This window comes from Geobacillus sp. CCR (assembly GCF_052906625.1).
The window spans coordinates 42,242-60,315 of sequence record NZ_JBREBQ010000011.1; the positions used below are offsets into that span (position 1 = coordinate 42,242).

Below are 18,074 nucleotides of genomic sequence, written 5' to 3' on the forward strand. Positions count from 1 at the left end.
GGAGGAGAAACAAGATGAGAAAGGTTTTAGCCAGTTTCTTAGCTTTAATGTTTATTGGATTTGCCGCGGGATGCTCAAGCGAAGATGCGGGCGAAGCGGCGGGAGGCAAAACAGAAGTGGTGTTTTGGCATTCGATGAGCGGGGATTTGGAGCCGGTCTTAAATGACATTGTCGCTGATTTTAACCAAACCCATCCAGAGATTGAGGTGAAGCCAGTATTTCAAGGCACCTATGAGGAGGCGCTGACGAAATGGAATGCGGCAGCAGGGACAAAAGACGCCCCGACGATCATGCAGACGTTTGAAGTCGGAACAAAGCATATGATCGACAGTGGAAAGATTGTTCCAGTGCAAACGTGGATCGATAAAGACAAGTATGATGTCTCACAATGGGAGAAAAACATTGTCAATTATTATACCGTGAACGGGCGGATTTACTCGATGCCATTTAACTCATCCACCCCTGTACTCATTTATAACAAAGATGCGTTCCGCGAAGCCGGGCTTGATCCGGAAAAACCGCCTCTCACCTATAGCGAGTTGAAGGAAGCGGCGAAAAAGCTGACAAAGAAAAAAGGAAAAGAAACCGAACGGTACGGATTCTCGATTTTGAACTACGGCTGGTTTTTTGAAGAAATGGTGGCCGTACAAGGCGGACTGTATGTGAACAACAACAATGGACGGAGCAGTGATGCGACAAAAGCGGTATTCAATGGAGATGAGGGGAAGCGCGTATTTGAGCTGATCAGCGACATGTACCGAGACGGCACGTTTTACAACGCCGGTCAAAACTGGGACGACATGCGCGCCGCCTTCCAAGCAGGAAAAATCGCCATGTATTTGGATTCGTCCGCTGGTGTAAAAACGTTGATCGATAACTCGCCATTTGACGTTGGCGTTTCGTATTTGCCTGTCCCGGATGGCGTGGAACGTCAAGGCGTCGTAATTGGCGGCGCTTCGCTCTGGATGATGGAAGGAAGCAGCGAAAAGGAGCAAAAAGCGGCGTGGGAGTTCATGAAATACTTGACAACCGCTCCTGTCCAAGCTGAGTGGCATGTGCGCACAGGGTATTTTGCCATTAACCCGGCTGCGTACGATGAGCCGCTCGTCAAAGAGGAGTGGGCGAAATACCCACAATTAAAAGTGACGGTGGATCAGCTGCATGAAACAAAATCAACCCCTGCTACCCAAGGGGCGCTCATCACCGTCTTCCCTGAATCTCGGCAACATGTCGTGAAAGCGATGGAACGGTTGTACGAAGGAATCGATCCGCAAAACGCGCTCGATCAGGCGGCGGAAGAGACAAATCGGGTGTTGCAGGAGGCCGGAAACTGACCTGACCAACCGGACAAGCGTCCAGGTGGAGCTGCCGGATAGGCAAATCCAATGCTCGTTCGGGAAACCGATCTCCTTAATCAGTGAAGGGTTCTGCAAGGACCAGGCATGGACAAGGGCATTTACGTGTAATGTCATACGGAACGATTAGCGATGGCAAAAAAGATTGCCATCGCTAATCGTGTTGATCGGAAAGTTATTCTAAAAAATCAAATAAATAATTTTTTCCAAACTGTAGGGTGCGAAATGTAAGTTGTATCGATTTTATTTTCTTAAATATTGCTTTTTTATTGAGTATGTTATAATCCAAAAAACACAAGGGGTATACACAAATAAAAATACATTATAGGCTATTTCAGGCTCCCCTATATATATTATTTTATCTACTCCAAAATTGATCACCCAATATATTATTACGATAATAAAATAGGCTATAGCATGCAGGAGAAATGATATAGGAGGATTCATTTGATTTATTCTTTGTAATACGTAGTCTATCAATAAGGAGATTGGTATACCGAACAAAATAACTAGCGGAAGTACACATATTATAGAGTAGAGTAAGGACTTGACAAGAACTTCTAATAGTCCCTCTAAAATATTTAATTCCTTTGATACAGTGACACCTTTGGATTCAATTAGATAATATAAAAAACCTGAATTAATTGAAGTTAGTATCCCTGATATCAATTTTATCTTTATATCCCTAAACAATGAAATCCTCCCTCTAGAAATGTTTCCTTGATGAAAAGTCGTTAACGTCGTCTTCTTTTATCGTATCAACAGTTTGCGACTATTGTAAAGATGTTTTGTCACGGATTTAGGGAAGATATTGAAGATATTAAAGCGCCAAAATCATAGAGTTTTCTTCGTGATACACCGGTGGCTATGTCGTTGACAATGGTGCTGTTATTTTTTGTCGTTGCTCCGTTTGCCGGAAAATCGTTTATCGAGAAGGAGTTAAGCGGCGGTGTCAATTTTCTTGTCTTCTCTCTTATGCAAGGAATCACGTTTGCTGCAGGAGTCTATGTCGTACTAGCAGGCGCACTGGTCACAGGTGCGCCGCCCATGGGGTACATCCTAACCCGATGGGACGGGGTGATGACACCCCCCTAAACTTGGGCGTTGTCCGAACCAGAAATGGATGAGGACGCAAACGATCCAAGAATCCCATGCCTTTAAGCGTGTGGAGTGTCAATCTACTTTCTTCAGCAAATGCATCTCCTCCTCCACTCTCGCGATGCGGCCAAGTTGATAATCAAGCCGCTGATGAATGAGGGAGATGTCTTCTTTTGTCGCCATTTGCTCGCGAATGCCGGCCATTTCTCCGCGGAGGCTGGCGATTTCATGGCGCATGCCGTCTTGAATGCTGCGCTGTTCGAGTTGATTGTCGCGGATCGCTTTGATCATTTCCGTGTTTTCTTTCATCTGCTCCTTCAGCCAGCGCAGCTCTTCTTCCTGTTTGTCCATCCGTTGCTCAAGTTTGTCCACCCGTTGTTCAAGTTGACCCAATTTTTGCTTCACCGTTTGCATGTCTTGCTTCAGGACGGACATGTCATCGACAAGTCCTTGAACAAGTGTGGTTAACTGCCGCAACAGCTCTTCCATGAAGAAACCTCCTTATCGAGATGGGATTCACTCGGGGCGTTTCAACCATGAAACGTGAGGAGTCCAAGATGTGGAAATAGGAGAGGAAACGCCTACAAGCTCATTATATCATGGCTTGGCTAGGTCATCACTCCTAAATTGAGGGAAAGAAAAGGGATAAATAGGGGGTGTGTTGAATACGTCATTAGCAGAAGTTGTGGTAGTTTGAAGAAAATAGATTGATAGGAGAGGGAATATGAACGCATGGATCAAGGGAAGAAATGCGGCGCTTATGTGTATGGCGTCCGTCTTTTTATTTTCCTGCAGCAATGCGGCTGATCGCGGCGTCGAGGAAGTGCTGGCAGCGCCAAACGAACTGGCGGGGCAAACAATCGAGCATCCACCGCTGCCGAGTCCGATCGATAAGATGGTGATAGCGTCAGCCTCTGCCAAACAAGCGGCGCCGAACCCGAACGAAGTGCGCATCACCATCAGCGCGGCGGGCGATGTGACGCTCGGGCGCGATGAAAATTATGGCTATGCGTATTCGTTTGATGAAGAAGCGAAGAAGCACGGCTTGCGCTATTTTACGAAATACATTGAGCCGATCTTCAAAAAGGACGATTTTACGACCGTCAATTTGGAAACGACGCTGACGACCTCGACGCGGAAGGCAAGCAAGAAATTTCGTTTTCGCGGCCACCCGAGTTATGCGAAAATCTTAACCTATGGCGGCATTGATGCTGTGAATCTGGCCAATAATCATACATACGATTACTTGCAACGAGGATACAATGACACGATTGCCTGTTTAAAAAAGGAAAACATCGGTTATTTCGGCCGCACGCTCCGGCTGTTGAAAACGGTCAAAGGCATTCAAGTTGGAGCGCTTGGCTATGAAGGCTGGAGCAACACCAGCACGTTGCGCAAGCAAATCGCCAACGATATTCGCACGCTTCGGAAACAAGGAGCCGACATCGTTTTCGTCCATTTCCATTGGGGAGTGGAACGAAGCTATGTGCCAAACAGCACGCAAAAGGCGCTCGGCCGCTTTGCGATTGACAGCGGCGCCGATTTGGTCGTCGGCCATCATCCGCATGTCATTCAAGGGATTGAGGAGTATAAAGGGAAGTTCATCGTCTACAGCCTCGGCAATTTTATGTTCGGCGGAAACAAAAATCCGAGCGACAAAGATACGTTTGTCTTCCAGCAAGTGTTCTCTTTTCAAAACGGCAAGCGGACGGCCAAAAAAGAAATCCGCGTCATCCCATTTCGCATTTCATCGGTGACGACAAGAAACAATTATCAGCCGATGCCGTTAGCGGGAGGGGAAGCAGCCCGAGTGAAACGGAAAATTGTCTCGCTGTCGGCGAAAATCAAAAAGCCGACTTGGACCGCGTACGAAGTGAAGTAAAAAAGGATGGCCCTTGTTTCGGCCATCCTTTCGCTTTTTGCAAGGTTAAGAGCGATCATTGATTAAGTTGGCGACGAGCACGTACCGCTGCGGAGCAGGGCCGACGTAGCGGAACGGATAGCACGTGGAAACGGTGAGTGTCGCTTTCGGCTTTGGAACGATGACCGTCCGGTCGTCGGCGTCGACGATGCGCACTTTGCGCACTTTATAGGTGAATGTGCCGGCGGACGTACGGACGATCAAGATATCGCCTTGGCCGACTTCGCCAAGACGGCGGAAGACCGTGTCACGATGGCCAGAAAGCACGCAGTTGTCCGCCTCTCCTGGCAGGACACTGCCGGCGTAATGGCCGACCCCTTTTTCCAACTCGTTTTCATCTGTACCGTGGTAAATCGCTAGGCTCATGTTGAGCTTCGGGATGATAAGCTCGCCGATTTGTTCACCGATTTTTGGCAGCTTTGGGTAGAGTGGATCCTGGATTTGAATCGGTGCGGCGTCCACTGATCGCTTTGTTTCAGCGGCCAGCGGCTTGACCGCTTCCAGGCCGCTTTTCCATTTCAGAGCACTAATGCCGACTGCGGCGATTCCTGCTGCGATCAAGCTTGCTCCAAAAAAGCGCACGAGCCGTTTCCGGTTCATTTATTTCGCCTCGGCTCCTTGGCGGAAGCGGACAAGGAATGCGCCGACACCGATTAAGGTCAAACCAAAAAGCATATAAGCGGCATACGGGGATGCCGTCTTCGGCAGTTTCGCTCCGGCTTCGGTCCGCTTCAGCGGTTTCGGCGGCGCCGGTTTCACCACTTTTTCGATTTTCGCTGCCTGGCCGCTCTGTTGCAAGTCTTTGCCGATTTCATCGAATATGTCGGAGGCAAACATCTCTTCGGTCACGACAAAATCAGCCAGTAGCTCGCCTTCGGTGCTGTAAATTTCAACAAGCAAATCGTAGCCGTTCGCTGATTCCATTGTCAGCAGCGTCGACAGGCTGAGCGGCTTTTTCTCGCCACCTTTTGTCAAATAAAACTTCGCTTCCAGCTGAAATGTGGAAAGCAGGTCGGTCCATACATTGGCGATCTCAGCGATTTGCGTTGGCGATAGCTCCGTCACGCTCGTAAAATCGTACGCACCGATCGCCTCAAGCCGTTGGCCGATTTCTTCCATTTTCTCGGCGAATTGCGGATCTTCCATATTCAGCGATTCAAAATGGTTATAGAGCTTTTCCAACTCTGCGTCCGTCAAACCAAGCTCGTCTAAATCCGGAAGCAAGTAGTCGATGACTGACTCCGACAGTTCCTCGACCGTCGCATAATTGTCAAGCGAATCGTCGTTTTTAGACAGCAGTTTTTCCAATTGCGTTTTCGTCATGCCAATTTCTTGTAAAAATTTGTTTAATGTTTCTTCGGTCAACGGCGTCAAATTTCGATAATAATCGACGATATCTTTCAGCTCGCCGATCGAGTGGTAATCGGCCAACGATTCGCCGTGCCGATCAAGAAGGGCGATGAGCTCTTCCTTTGTCATTCCGCGTTCGTTTAGAAAGGCGGCCAGCGTTTCATCAGTGATCGGAACGGAGTAATCTTTAAACAGTTCGATATATTCTTCCAGATCATTGTAAAATAAAAACACATCAGTAATGGCCTGTGACTCTTCCATTTCCCCATTGTCGATGAGCATTTGTCGAAGCTGTTGTTCGGTCAATCCGTGTTTGGCGAGCAACTGAGCTAAATTTTCTTCCGTGAGCGGCTCGCCGAACTCACGGCGCATTTCGTCCACGCTGTCAAACTCATCGAGCGAATAGCCTTCATAGTCCAAATAATTTTCCAGCTCTTCGACTGTGATCCCTGCTTCATTTAAATACTGCTCTAAAGCTGGATCGTTGCGTTCAATGGCGAACGCTGAAGCTGGCCATACAGTGGCTATGGATGCGGCCAAGGCAAAAGGAACGATGTTTTTCATGTCGTGACCTCCGTTTGTTTGTATATACGAATTCAGTATATAGGGACATGAAAGGGACGAAAATAGTGAAATATATGGAAATTTTTATATAGAACACCCTCCCTGTTTACATCTAATGTTTTCCACGTATGACTTTTTAGAGGCAACGTATGCTAACCGTTGAACGGGAGCTGTCGAGCAAAAGGAGGTGGAGGTACAATGGATCGCTTATTCCGTCTGTTCCGCGTTCAGCGCGGCCGCGGGTTGTGGAATCCATGGTTGGGGGTTGTTAGACGGCGAAGAAACCATAACGCCATTTGGACGCTCGTCAGCGTAAGCTTAGGAGCGGTGGCAGCCGCGATGTTGGGGGCGAGACAAGGGAGACGCATGGCGCCGATGACGCAAGGACCGATGCGAAACGTGATTCGCGGCCTCAACCGCTGGATGAGCCGGCGGATGGGAACGATGCAGCTTGTTGCAATGGATTTTCCTGCAAAATCATCCAAAAGTAATGAGATGTAGCCGCTTGTGATAGTATTGGATGACCGATGGGATCATGGAAAAGGGTGTTCCAAAATGATGGATGGGCACCCTTTTGTTTTGTCCTAATGATTTTGAAGGTTGAAAAAGATAGAAGATTGTAGCATAATATTTTTATTAACTAAATATTCAGAAATATAAAATAAAAGCGAAGCGTTCTTGGTACATGAAAAAAGATTTGATGCAAAAAAGGGGGGAGAATGGATGACGCAGATCGAAATGGAGTGGATAGGAGATGAAATGTACCGCGTTCCGATCCCAGTCCCATTTCCGATGAAGCATGTTTATTGTTATGTATGCCGAGAAACGGATGGATGGAGCATTGTCGACGTCGGCTTTCGCTATCCAGAGGCGATTAGCGCTTGGGAAGCAGTGTTTCGGCAGCTTGGAATCAAACCGCGGCATGTTCAGGCCATTTACATCACTCACTTTCATCCGGATCATTTTGGCTTGGCTGGGTGGATGCAACAGCAGACGGAGGCGCCTGTCTGGATCAGCGAGCCGGATTATGCGATGGCGGAACGAGTGTGGGGGGAAGAGAGCGTTCAGGCGAGCGAAGTGGGTGCCATGTTTCGCCGCCATGGTGTGCCGGATGAGTTGGTAACGGACATTGAGGAGAGCATGTGGAAGCTGTCGTTGCGCGTTAGCCCGTTTCCGGTGCTAACCGTTTTGGATCGTTCGGAAATTGTGCTGGGGCAGCGGCGATGGGCGGTCATCCCGGTCCCGGGGCACAGCGATGGATTGATCAGCTTTTATCAGCCGGAATCGCGCCAGTTGCTTGCATCAGATCATGTGCTTGATCGCATTACTCCGAACATTAGTGTATGGCCCGGCGCTTATCCAAATCCGCTCGAGCAATATTTTGCCTCGCTTCGCAAAGTGGAGGAACTGGAGGTGGATGTGGCTCTTCCTGCCCATGGCGCGGTCATTCGCCAATTTCGCGAGCGGATCAGCGACATTTTCCGCCACCACGAACAACGGTTGCAAAAAATGAAAACGCTAGCAACATCGGGGCGCACCGCCTATGAAGTGGCCCATCTTGTGTTCGGCCATAAGCCGCTGACCGCGCACCAATGGCGGTTTGCAGTGGCTGAGACATTGGCGCATTTGGAATATTTGGTGTCTGTCGGTGAATTGCAAAAAGAGGAGCATCGACATGCAATCGTTTATCGGCAATGACCGATGTCCAGCTGCTAGAGAGTTGGAATCTTTTTGTATTATTGTGTGGCGCATGGACGAACAAAGAAAGGCTTGAACGGATGGAAAAAGCAATGACTGGGCTGTATGATGTGAAGCGAGGCGATGTCGTTTTGTTGCTGAATGGTGAGGGGGAAAAGCAGCGAAATAGCCTAAGGAGCTGGCTGGTCAACCGTTGTCCATCGGTTTCATGAAAATTTGTCGCTCCAATGGGGCGATTACGGTGTATAATGGGGGAGGTGTAGGCATAGCAAAAGAGCCCTTGAATGGTGAGACAGGGAGATGAAACCGATGTGGCAATCGATCAACCGTCGGCTTGAGAAGGCGCTGCCGTTTCTTACGCCGGCGAGCGTGGCGGCCGGCATCTGGCTGGCGGACGAACTGCACGGCTATGCCGCGCTTGTGCCGTGGCTGTTTGCGTTGATGACGTTTAGCGGCAGTTTGCGCTTGCGTTTGGCCAATTTGAAAGAGGCGCTCATTCACCCTGGCCCGATCGCTGCGGCGCTATGTCTGCTCCATTTCATCATCCCGCTGTGGGCGTTTGGGCTTGGACATCTGTTTTTTGGCAGCGACCGTTGGACGGTGATCGGGTTTGTGTTGGCGGCCGCTATTCCGACCGGGGTGACAAGCTTTATCTGGGTGTCGCTCGGCCGCGGAAACTTGGCGCTTGCCCTTTCTGTCATTTTGATTGATACGTTTTTATCGCCCATCGTTGTGCCGCTGACGTTGCTTGTATTGGCCGGAAGCGTGGTCGAGCTCGACGTGGGCCAGATGATGCTCGGCTTGTTTTTTATGATTATTTTGCCGTCACTAGCCGGCATGTTCGTGGGCGAACGGCTGTCTGCTCAAGCGAACGAGCAGCTGGCGGTGGTGCTGTCCCCGTTTTCCAAGCTGGCGCTGGCGCTTGTCGTCATGATCAACAGCGCAGTCGTCGCCCCGTATTTTGGCCGTGTTGACGCCCGGCTGTTTTTCATGGCGCTGCTTGTCTTGGCGATCGCAAGCTCTGGCTATTTTCTTTCTTGGATGACCGCCCGTTGGCTCAGATTTGTCCCGGCGGACATCATCGCGTTGACGTTTACCGGGGGGATGCGCAACATCAGCGCCGGCGCGGTGCTCGCGATGACGTATTTTCCGCCGGCAGTCAGCGTGCCGGTCGTTCTCGGCATGCTGTTTCAACAAGTGCTCGCGTCCATATACCACCGCTTGTTGAACAAAACGTACCATTCACCAACGAGCGGCAGAGCGCCATACGTCGGAAGCGCCCGGTAGAGAGGCAGGCGGTATGCCGGCTGTCGGACAGCGCCTAGCGGGAGTAAAAAGGGAGCACACACCCGCCCTAGGTGGGACGGGGGCGGGAAAAAGCAGGCGAGGCGCTGCCGGTGTCACGGTGTTTCGCCGCTGAGGCGGTCTAGTGACCGCCTGGCTGAACGGTCTCGTATGGCGAACGGATGAGGTGGCGGCGAAGAGGAAGGTTGAGTTCGACAATTCCTTCCACGACGAGCCGGGCGATTTCCTTCGCCCCGCGCTGGTGAAAGTGGGTGTTGTCGCTGATGCCGTTCGGGTAATTGGGATGTTCGCCCGGTGCGAGCCATAAAAACCACCGTTTCGTCCGCTCCGGACCGAGCTGTTCAAACCGCTGTTTGCTTTTCGCCGTCAAATCGATAAACGGCACGTGCTCTTGTTTCGCCAGCGCTTTCATGGCGGCAGGATAAGGCCCGTGGGAATCGAGCGCTCGTCCGTCGGCGGAAAAGCGCCGCCGCTCGACCGGGGTGATGAGGACAGGAGTCGCCCCTTTGGCGCGGGCGCCGTCAATATACTGTTTCAAATATGCCTGATAGGTGGTGAACGGCTCGGTGTGGCGCGCCGGGTCGTTCACCTTTTCATCGTTATGGCCAAATTGGATGAACAAGTAATCCCCTTTTTTCATCTCATGCAACAGGCGAGCCAACCGCCCCTCCTCGACAAAACTTTTCGCGCTGCGGCCGGAAGCGGCCATATTTTTCACCATGACGTTGTCATCAAACCAATCATCGAGCATTTCACCCCATCCGGCCCGGGGAGCGCGGGAGCGGGGGGCGGCGGCGACGGTCGAATCGCCTGCCAAGTAGATCGTTATGACGGCCCGTCCGCCCGTTTTGGATGCTTTTCCATCCGTGTCCGGTTGGGCGATGAGGGCAACGCTGGCGGCGATGACAGCCAAGCAAAGGAATGCGGCTTTTTTTCTTCTCAATCGGATTCCTCCTATCCGGCAGCTGCTCGTCTTTTCGGTTTGTTCCCCGTTATCGTTGCTCGCTGCCATTGCCTTTATGCGCCATTTGGGCTAGTCCACCGTTTGGAATCGGCGGTAAAATTCCCATATTATTGAAAGAAAAAGACCGTAACCGGCAACTGAATACCAATGGCTCCATTCGGCCGTGTGGGTGAACAAACCGTACGTCTCGGCTTTGGCCTCCAATGCGGCCGCCAATGCCGACAATGCAGCGATGAGCCCCATGCGCCCAAGGCGGCTAAGCCGCTCCATGAGGGCAAGAAAGAAGACGGTGCCGAGCGGAAGAACGACGGCCGTAAAGAAAATATCGATCGAAAAGACAGAAGGAAAGGGCCGTTTCGGGAACGCATACAGCCCTTTTCCCACGAAATACAAATCCAAATACGTCCCCGTCCAAGACGCAAGCAGCGCGGAAGCCACGTAGGCGCGGCGGCTAGCGCGCATGAAAGAAGAATAGCCAACCATCCGTACGAGGCCGTGATGGAACGCTGCCATGCCAGAGTGCAGCCACCTTCCATTGTCGGCGGGAAACGAAATGCGCCGGCACAAACATGCGCTTTTCTCTTTCTCTCACAGAAAAACCCGACAATTGCCGGGATTGAATCAGTCGGTTGATATATATAGAATATTTAGGTAATTATGAACAAAAAGATTCCGTTTATGTGAGGGGAGGAGAAGGATAGGATGATGAAAGGCTGCCGGGTGATGGTTGTGTTGCTCGGATTATGGTTTGTGTTCGGCCTATCGGTCCCGGGAGGGCGGACGGAAGCGGCATCTCCACGCGCCAATGATGCACCCATCGTGCTTCTCCATGGGTTTACCGGATGGGGGCGAGAGGAAATGCTTGGATTCAAGTATTGGGGCGGCGTACGCGGCGATATCGAACAATGGCTGAACGACAACGGATATCGAACGTATACGCTGGCGGTCGGACCGCTCTCGAGCAACTGGGACCGGGCGTGTGAAGCGTATGCTCAGCTTGTCGGCGGAACGGTCGATTATGGCGCGGTCCATGCGGCGAAGCACGGCCATGCGCGGTTTGGCCGCACGTATCCGGGGTTGCTGCCGGAATTGAAAAGAGGAGGCCGCGTCCATATCATCGCCCACAGCCAAGGAGGGCAGACGGCCCGTATGCTTGTCTCGCTCCTGGAGAACGGAAGCCAAGAAGAGCGGGAGTACGCCAAGGAGCACAACGTGTCGTTGTCGCCGTTGTTTGAAGGCGGACATCGTTTTGTGTTGAGCGTGACGACCATCGCCACTCCTCATGACGGGACGACGCTTGTCAACATGGTTGATTTCACCGATCGCTTTTTTGACTTGCAAAAAGCGGTGCTGGAAGCGGCGGCTGTCGCCAGCAACGTGCCGTACACGAGTCAAGTATACGATTTTAAGCTCGACCAATGGGGGCTGCGCCGCGAGCCGGGTGAATCGTTCGACCATTATTTTGAACGGCTCAAGCGCTCCCCTGTCTGGACATCGACCGATACCGCCCGCTACGATTTATCCGTTCCCGGGGCTGAGACGTTGAATCGATGGGTGAAAGCCAGCCCGAATACGTATTATTTGAGCTTTTCTACCGAACGGGCGTATCGAGGAGCTCTGACAGGCAACTATTATCCCGAACTTGGAATGAACGCATTCAGCGCGATTGTCTGCGCCCCGTTTCTCGGCTCGTACCGCAATGCGGCGCTTGGCATTGACAGCCATTGGCTTGAGAACGACGGCATTGTCAATACCATTTCGATGAACGGTCCAAAGCGTGGATCAAGTGATCGGATCGTACCGTATGACGGGGCGTTGAAAAAAGGAGTTTGGAATGATATGGGGACGTACAACGTCGACCATTTGGAAATCATCGGCGTTGACCCGAATCCGTCATTTGATATTCGCGCCTTTTATTTGCGGCTTGCCGAGCAGTTGGCGAGCTTGCGGCCTTAAAACGAGTATTTTGCGAAAAAGCCATCTCGACCGGATGGCTCTTTTTTGAGGAGCAAGCTCTTGAGTTGTATGACGGCCGCGGATGTCCGATGGTATAATAGGGGCAAAGCAAGCGGATGGGGGAATGGACGTGAAGCCGCCTGAGCGGCAAAAGGAACGGTATACGTATCAAGATTATGTCAAGTGGGACGGACGGTGGGAGCTGATCAACGGCGTACCTTACAACATGGCACCGGCCCCTTCATTTGTCTACCAGTCGATCGTCGGTGAATGGTATGTCGCTTTGCGGGCATTTTGTCGTGAAAAAGGATGTGCGGTTGTCATGGCGCCGTTTGATGTGCGGTTCGATGAACAGGCCGACTATGAACAAGCCAAGCATGTCGTGCAGCCAGACATCTCCGTCATTTGCGATCAAAGCAAAATCGGCAGCCGAGGCTGCGATGGGCCGCCTGACTTGGTGGTGGAAGTGCTTTCACCGAGCACTGCGCTGAAAGATCGGAACGAAAAATATAAGCTGTACGAACAGTTTGGCGTCAAGGAATATTGGATCGTCGACCCGCTGCATCGGACGGTGGAAGTGTACGGCCGCGGTGAGAAAGGGTATGAGAAGCGGAGCGTCTTTGGCGAAGGCGATGTGCTCGTCTCGTTTTTGTTCGCTGATTTGACGGTTTCGCTGGCTGGCATATTTCAAAATATAGAGGGTGAGGGATAACGGTGCGGTTAACGGAAGAGGAAGTGCAAGCACTGCTTGAAAAAGCGGACGGCTGGAAGCTGGTCGATGAGCGGTGGATTGTGAAAAAATACCGTTTTCAAGACTACTTGCAAGGAATCGAGTTCGTTCGGCGAATCGCCGCGATTTCGGAAAACACAAACCACCACCCATTCATTTCGATCGACTACAAGCTCATCACCGTGAAACTGTCCTCATGGCGGGCGAAAGGGCTGACGAAGCTCGATTTTGACTTGGCGAAGCAGTATGATGAGGTGTATAACCAGATGAAGCAGGGGGAAGGGGGATGATGGCGCATCGCACAGCCCTCGTCACCGGAGCGGCGCGGGGGATCGGTTATGAAGTGGCGAAAACGTTGGCGGAACATGGTGCAAACGTGGTGCTCGTTGATTTGCGTCAGGAAGAAGTCGAGCAAGCTGCTCGTTCGCTTCGGGAGTTGGGCTATGAAGCGGTCGGCGTGAAATGTGATGTGACGGTTGAACAAGAGGTGAAGCAAGCGATCAACGAGGCCGTCAACCGTTGGGGGCGCCTTGATGTTGTCGTGAACAACGCTGGTTTGCAACATGTGGCGAACATCGAGGATTTCCCGACGGAAAAATTTGAACAGCTCATTCGCGTCATGCTTGTCGGCCCATTTTTGGCCATCAAGCATGCGTTTCCCGTTATGAAACAGCAGCGATATGGCCGCATCATCAACATGGCGTCGATTAACGGATTGATCGGGTTTGCCGGAAAAGCCGCCTACAACAGCGCAAAACACGGGGTGATCGGCTTAACGAAAGTGGCAGCGTTAGAAGGGGCGCCATACGGCATTACGGTGAACGCCCTTTGCCCGGGCTATGTGGACACCGAGCTCGTCCGCGGCCAGCTCGCGGACTTGGCGGCGACAAGAAACGTGCCGCTTGAGAAGGTGCTTGAGGAAGTGATTTACCCGCTTGTGCCGCAGCGGCGGCTGCTGTCAGTGGAAGAAGTCGCCCATTATGTCCTCTTTTTGGCGGGCGAACAAGCAAAAGGCATCACTGGCCAGGCGGTGGTGATCGATGGCGGGTATACGGCGCAGTAAACTCCCTCTCTTCGCCTTGCTTGAAGCGAGAGCCTTCCTTTCGGGATGATGATCAAACGCCCCCGGCATTTTTAGCGACGGGGGCGTTTCGCTTCGAACGCTCAGCTCAAGGCAAATTCGAAGCTGGCTAGGATTTTGACTTCTTTCCCGACGAGGAATCCGCCAGTTTCGAGCGCGACGTTCCATACCAACCCGTAGTCTTCGCGGTTGATCGTTCCTTCGACATCAAAACCGACCGAGATGCCGCCGGTGAGCGGGTTTTTCACTTGGCCGTTGTATTCGACTTTGAACGTTTCTGTTCTCGTCACGCCGCGGATCGTCAGCTTCCCGGTCACTTCATATTCCGTGTCGGACAGCTTGCGCACGGATTCACTGACAAACGTAATGGTTGGATAGTTCTCGACATCGAAAAAGTCGGCCGAGCGGAGATGATTGTCGCGGTCGGCGTTTTTCGTATCGATCGAGGCGGCGTCAATCGTCGCTTTCACTTTCAGCGACTCGAGTTCGTTGATGTCGCCTTCGACCTCAACGTCAAAGTTGGTGAATTCCCCTTTCGCTTTGGAGATCATCATATGTCTTACTTGGAAGGCGACAGAGCTGTGCGCTTTGTCGAGTTGAAAGATCGTCATCGTTCTCCTCCTCTTGTTCACGTAATGATCACACCATTATCATAGCAAACATATATCTCGAATTCAAATATTTTTTATTAAAGTTTTTATTGGCGTGGAGAACAGACGCCCATCCATGATAAGATGAAGATGAAACGGTGGACGGAAAGGGAGAAAAAGATGAATGAAATCGGCCTTTTAGCGAAAATCAAACAGCAAATGGAACGGTTTTCACCGGCGGAAAAAAAGGTAGCCGCCTACATTCTCGACCATGCCGAACTCGTGCCGAATATGACGACGAAGGATTTGGCCCAGGCGGCTGACACAAGCGAAGCGAGCGTCGTTCGTTTTTGCAAGGCAGTCGGCATCGGCAGTTTTCCTGGATTGAAACTGGCGCTTGTCCGCGAGTTAACAATGGCCGATATGAGCATTAACGATTTTTCAATTCTTGACAAACCGGTTTCCCCGTATGAATTGTTTACGAAAGTGACGTATGTCAATAAGGCCGCGATTGAAGCAGCGACCACGACGCTTGATAAGCGGGAGCTGGAGAAGGCGGCCGCGGCGATTGCCAACGCCGGCAAGCTGTTGTTTTATGGGGTTGGCGGCTCTGCGGCCGCCGCGATGGATGCCAGTTATAAGTTCACGAAACTTGGCTATATGGCGGTGATGTCGCCCGATTTCCATGTAATGCTTCCATTGGTTGCCCATTTGAACGAAGGAGATGTGTTGGTAGCGGTATCGACGTCGGGAAGGACAAAGGACGTATTGGAGATCGCCCGATTCGCGAAAAAGCAGAAGGCCACTGTCATCGCCATCACGAAGCTGGATTCAACGTCCCCGCTGTATAAAGAAGCGGATATTAAATTGGCGCTGCCGGATGTTGAGCAAGACCACCGCATCGGCAGCATGGCATCGAGAATGGTGCAGCTTAATGTGATTGATGCCTTGTATTTAATTACGTTCCATCGTGTGGGAAGCCGGGTGATCGAACGGTTTCACGAGACAAGAGAAGAAGTAGTGCGGTTGCGAAGATAAAGCGGGCTTGAGACGAGCCTGCTTTGCTTTTTGTGGGAATGTTTCAAATAAAAAAAGAATAGATTGATATTTTATTTCATAAATTTATAATATAGATATGAAATATAATTTCTAATTTCGGTAAAGAGGTGACGAGATTGTTCGAACGTCTAACTACGGAACAAGGCAATGAAAAAACGAAACATTTGGATGAAATGACGACGAGAGAAATTTTACAAGCGATGAATGAAGAAGATCAGACAGTGGCGGCCGCGGTGGCCAAACAACTGGATTCCATTGAGAAGCTCGTACATATTGTCATTGCCGCGTTTCAGAGAGGAGGAAGACTTATTTATGTTGGAGCAGGAACGAGCGGCCGGCTTGGTTTGCTTGATGCCGTTGAATGTCCGCCGACGTTCGGCGTTGATCCCAAGATGGTGCAAGCGGTGATCGCCGGGGGGCGAGAAGCGGTGGCCAATGCAGTTGAAGGAGCAGAAGATGATGAAGAAGCGGCCGTCCGCGATCTCGAGGCAGTGGGTTTGACGGCAAACGATGTAGTCGTTGGCATTGCGGCAAGCGGACGGACGCCGTATGTGGTGAGTGCGCTTCGCTACGCTAAGAAAAGAGGAGCAGCAACAGGAAGCATCGCCTGCAATCATGGGGCGGAAATGAGCCAATACGCCGATGCGGCAGTGGAGATTGAAACTGGTCCGGAAGTGCTGGCGGGTTCGACTCGCCTCAAGGCTGGAACAGCGCAAAAAATGGTGCTCAATATGATTTCGACCGCTTCTATGGTTGGTATTGGAAAAGTATACGGAAACTGGATGGTCGATGTGCAAGCGACAAACGAAAAGCTAAAAGAGCGAGCAAAGCGGATTTTGATGGAAGCGACGGGAGTGAGCGCCGACGAAGCGTCCCGTTATTATGAACAAGCAAATGGGGAGGTGAAGACAGCGATTGTGATGATTTTACGTGGGTGTCGTTATGAAGAGGCGAAAGAGCGGCTGCAAAAAGCCGGCGGTTTTGTGCGCAACGCGCTTAAATAACGCGGATAAGGGGGAGAGGAACGATGAACCGAGAACAACAAATGGCGGCAACGATGCTTTCGCATTTAGGGGGGAAAGAGAACATTGCCCGCATCGCTCACTGCATGACGCGGGTGCGCGTGTCGTTGCGTGATCCGGATCAAGCGGATATTGCCGCCCTGAAACGGGTTGAGGGAGTCATGGGGGTGATTGAAGACGAAACGCTGCAAATCGTCGTCGGTCCCGGCATTGTCAACAAAGTGGCGGCCGCGTTATGCGAGCTGACTGGTCTGGAGCTTGGGGAAGTGATCGAGGATGGGCTTGAGGACATCGCGGAGCGGACAAAAGCGAAGGTCAAAGCTCGCCAACAAACGCCGCTAAAGCGGTTGTTGCGCAAAATCGGCAGCATCTTCATCCCGCTCATCCCTGGTCTGGTCGCCTCAGGGATCATTAACGGAATCGCCAACTTTGCGAAAAACGCCGGCGTTGATCCACAGACGACGTGGCTGCAGCTGTTGCTTTTGATTGGCGGCGGCATTTTTGCTTCCCTTGGTGTGCTGGTCGGATACAATACTGCCAAAGAGTTCGGCGGTACTCCCGTATTAGGAGCGATTGCCGGCATTCTCGTCTTCAACCCGGCGCTGGCGGATGTTAAGCTATTTGGGGAAGCGCTTACACCAGGGAGGGGAGGGCTGTTTGCCGTCTTGTTAGCAGCATGGTTGATGGCGGTCATCGAAAAGCGTGTTCGCCAATTTGTCCCAAACGCGGTCGATATCATTGTGACACCGTTGATTACGGTGCTTATCGTCTGCCTATTTACCTTGATCGCTGTACAGCCGATTGCGGGGTGGCTGTCGATGGCGATTACAACTGGCTTGAAAGCAGTGCTCGATGTGGGTGGGGTGATTGCCGGCGCGGTGTTGGCCGGAACATTTTTGCCGCTTGTCATGGTTGGACTGCATCACGGTCTGACACCAATTCATATGGAATTGATTCAAAAACTTGGTTCCACCCCGCTGTTGCCTATTTTGGCGATGGCTGGAGCGGGGCAAGTCGGAGCGGCGATCGCTGTCTATGTGAAGACGAAAAATCAAAGACTCCGCAACATCATTAAAGGAGCGCTGCCAGTCGGGTTTTTAGGCATCGGGGAACCGCTGTTGTACGGGGTGACATTGCCGCTTGGGCGGCCGTTTGTCACCGCATGCCTCGGTGCGGCGGTCGGCGGTGCGTTTCAGGCGGTAATGAAGACTGCGGCGCTCGGCATCGGTGTGTCTGGGCTGTCATTGATTCCGCTCATTGCTGATGCGAAATATGTGACGTATTTCGTCGGATTGGTCATTTCCTATGCGTTTGGGTTCCTGTTTACCTATTGGTTCGGGTTTAAAGAGGAAATGGCAGAAAATATATAGAGAGGGATGGC

General features: G+C 51.5%; 18 protein-coding genes and 1 pseudogene. 13 read left to right on the forward strand and 6 right to left on the reverse strand.

Annotated elements, in window-relative coordinates; translation table 11 throughout:
• The first annotated feature begins 14 nt into the window (after window positions 1–14).
• Together ACVBDQ_RS07635 and ACVBDQ_RS07640 are read left to right on the forward strand one after the other, a co-directional pair.
• Window positions 15–1,334, forward strand: coding sequence for an ABC transporter substrate-binding protein (locus tag ACVBDQ_RS07635; protein WP_042380872.1), 1,320 nt, complete (start codon window positions 15–17; stop codon window positions 1,332–1,334).
• Window positions 1,335–2,168: 834 nt separating this feature from the next.
• Window positions 2,169–2,378: pseudogene (locus tag ACVBDQ_RS07640) on the forward strand (PTS transporter subunit IIC); the annotation flags it as partial.
• A 150-nt stretch (window positions 2,379–2,528) separates the two neighbouring features.
• On the opposite strand, the gene ACVBDQ_RS07645 reads toward ACVBDQ_RS07640, so the two are convergent.
• On the reverse strand, window positions 2,529–2,942 hold the full coding sequence (locus tag ACVBDQ_RS07645) for a hypothetical protein (protein WP_446663136.1): 414 nt from the start codon (window positions 2,940–2,942) through the stop codon (window positions 2,529–2,531).
• Between the two features lie 235 nt (window positions 2,943–3,177).
• On the opposite strand from ACVBDQ_RS07645, the gene ACVBDQ_RS07650 reads away from it, so the two are divergent.
• Window positions 3,178–4,335 (forward strand): CapA family protein, encoded by a 1,158-nt coding sequence (locus ACVBDQ_RS07650; RefSeq protein ID WP_023633568.1) that lies wholly within the window; start codon window positions 3,178–3,180, stop codon window positions 4,333–4,335.
• A gap of 45 nt (window positions 4,336–4,380) precedes the next feature.
• On the opposite strand, the gene ACVBDQ_RS07655 is transcribed toward ACVBDQ_RS07650, so the two are convergent.
• Together ACVBDQ_RS07655 and ACVBDQ_RS07660 are read right to left on the reverse strand one after the other, a co-directional pair.
• The gene (locus tag ACVBDQ_RS07655) at window positions 4,381–4,974 is read right to left on the reverse strand and encodes a class D sortase (RefSeq protein ID WP_079935877.1); all 594 of its coding nucleotides are present in this window, start codon (window positions 4,972–4,974) and stop codon (window positions 4,381–4,383) included.
• On the reverse strand, window positions 4,975–6,288 hold the full coding sequence (locus ACVBDQ_RS07660) for a processed acidic surface protein (RefSeq protein ID WP_079935878.1): 1,314 nt from the start codon (window positions 6,286–6,288) through the stop codon (window positions 4,975–4,977).
• Between the two features lie 198 nt (window positions 6,289–6,486).
• Between ACVBDQ_RS07660 and ACVBDQ_RS07665 the strand changes: the two genes are divergently transcribed.
• From ACVBDQ_RS07665 to ACVBDQ_RS07675, 3 genes are all read left to right on the forward strand, one after another.
• A complete protein-coding gene (locus ACVBDQ_RS07665) occupies window positions 6,487–6,789 on the forward strand; it encodes a hypothetical protein (protein ID WP_446663137.1) in 303 nt (100 codons plus the stop codon).
• A gap of 222 nt (window positions 6,790–7,011) precedes the next feature.
• Complete coding sequence (locus ACVBDQ_RS07670) at window positions 7,012–7,986, forward strand: MBL fold metallo-hydrolase (RefSeq protein ID WP_446663138.1); 975 nt, start codon at window positions 7,012–7,014, stop codon at window positions 7,984–7,986.
• 309 nt (window positions 7,987–8,295) lie between these two features.
• Entirely contained in the window at window positions 8,296–9,273 is a 978-nt protein-coding gene (locus ACVBDQ_RS07675) for a bile acid:sodium symporter family protein (RefSeq protein WP_446663139.1), read from the forward strand.
• 139 nt (window positions 9,274–9,412) lie between these two features.
• On the opposite strand, the gene ACVBDQ_RS07680 is transcribed toward ACVBDQ_RS07675, so the two are convergent.
• Window positions 9,413–10,234, reverse strand: coding sequence for a rhamnogalacturonan acetylesterase (locus ACVBDQ_RS07680; RefSeq protein WP_095859483.1), 822 nt, complete (start codon window positions 10,232–10,234; stop codon window positions 9,413–9,415).
• A gap of 90 nt (window positions 10,235–10,324) precedes the next feature.
• Window positions 10,325–10,768 (reverse strand): CBO0543 family protein, encoded by a 444-nt coding sequence (locus tag ACVBDQ_RS07685; RefSeq protein ID WP_193442285.1) that lies wholly within the window; start codon window positions 10,766–10,768, stop codon window positions 10,325–10,327.
• 192 nt (window positions 10,769–10,960) lie between these two features.
• On the opposite strand from ACVBDQ_RS07685, the gene ACVBDQ_RS07690 reads away from it, so the two are divergent.
• From ACVBDQ_RS07690 to ACVBDQ_RS07705, 4 genes are all read left to right on the forward strand, one after another.
• Window positions 10,961–12,211 carry an esterase/lipase family protein gene (locus ACVBDQ_RS07690; RefSeq protein ID WP_446663155.1) on the forward strand — a complete coding sequence of 417 codons (1,251 nt, stop codon included), beginning with the start codon at window positions 10,961–10,963 and terminating at the stop codon, window positions 12,209–12,211.
• Window positions 12,212–12,335: 124 nt separating this feature from the next.
• Window positions 12,336–12,923, forward strand: coding sequence for a Uma2 family endonuclease (locus tag ACVBDQ_RS07695; RefSeq protein ID WP_446663140.1), 588 nt, complete (start codon window positions 12,336–12,338; stop codon window positions 12,921–12,923).
• A gap of 2 nt (window positions 12,924–12,925) precedes the next feature.
• On the forward strand, window positions 12,926–13,231 hold the full coding sequence (locus tag ACVBDQ_RS07700; RefSeq protein ID WP_446663141.1) for a 4a-hydroxytetrahydrobiopterin dehydratase: 306 nt from the start codon (window positions 12,926–12,928) through the stop codon (window positions 13,229–13,231).
• Window positions 13,228–14,004: a 3-hydroxybutyrate dehydrogenase gene (locus ACVBDQ_RS07705; protein ID WP_446663142.1), complete on the forward strand. Its 777-nt coding sequence runs from the start codon at window positions 13,228–13,230 to the stop codon at window positions 14,002–14,004. The genes ACVBDQ_RS07700 and ACVBDQ_RS07705 overlap by 4 nt, the downstream gene beginning before the upstream one ends.
• 101 nt (window positions 14,005–14,105) lie before the next feature.
• Here the strand turns inward: ACVBDQ_RS07705 and ACVBDQ_RS07710 are convergent, their stop codons facing one another.
• Complete coding sequence (locus ACVBDQ_RS07710) at window positions 14,106–14,633, reverse strand: YceI family protein (protein WP_446663143.1); 528 nt, start codon at window positions 14,631–14,633, stop codon at window positions 14,106–14,108.
• A 159-nt stretch (window positions 14,634–14,792) separates the two neighbouring features.
• Here ACVBDQ_RS07710 and ACVBDQ_RS07715 point away from each other — a divergent pair, with 159 nt between their 5' ends.
• From ACVBDQ_RS07715 to ACVBDQ_RS07725, 3 genes are all read left to right on the forward strand, one after another.
• Complete coding sequence (locus ACVBDQ_RS07715) at window positions 14,793–15,650, forward strand: MurR/RpiR family transcriptional regulator (protein ID WP_050367370.1); 858 nt, start codon at window positions 14,793–14,795, stop codon at window positions 15,648–15,650.
• A 137-nt stretch (window positions 15,651–15,787) separates the two neighbouring features.
• Window positions 15,788–16,675, forward strand: coding sequence for an N-acetylmuramic acid 6-phosphate etherase (gene murQ, locus ACVBDQ_RS07720; RefSeq protein ID WP_033009755.1), 888 nt, complete (start codon window positions 15,788–15,790; stop codon window positions 16,673–16,675).
• Between the two features lie 23 nt (window positions 16,676–16,698).
• On the forward strand, window positions 16,699–18,063 hold the full coding sequence (locus ACVBDQ_RS07725) for a PTS transporter subunit EIIC (protein WP_050367369.1): 1,365 nt from the start codon (window positions 16,699–16,701) through the stop codon (window positions 18,061–18,063).
• Window positions 18,064–18,074 lie beyond the last annotated feature (11 nt).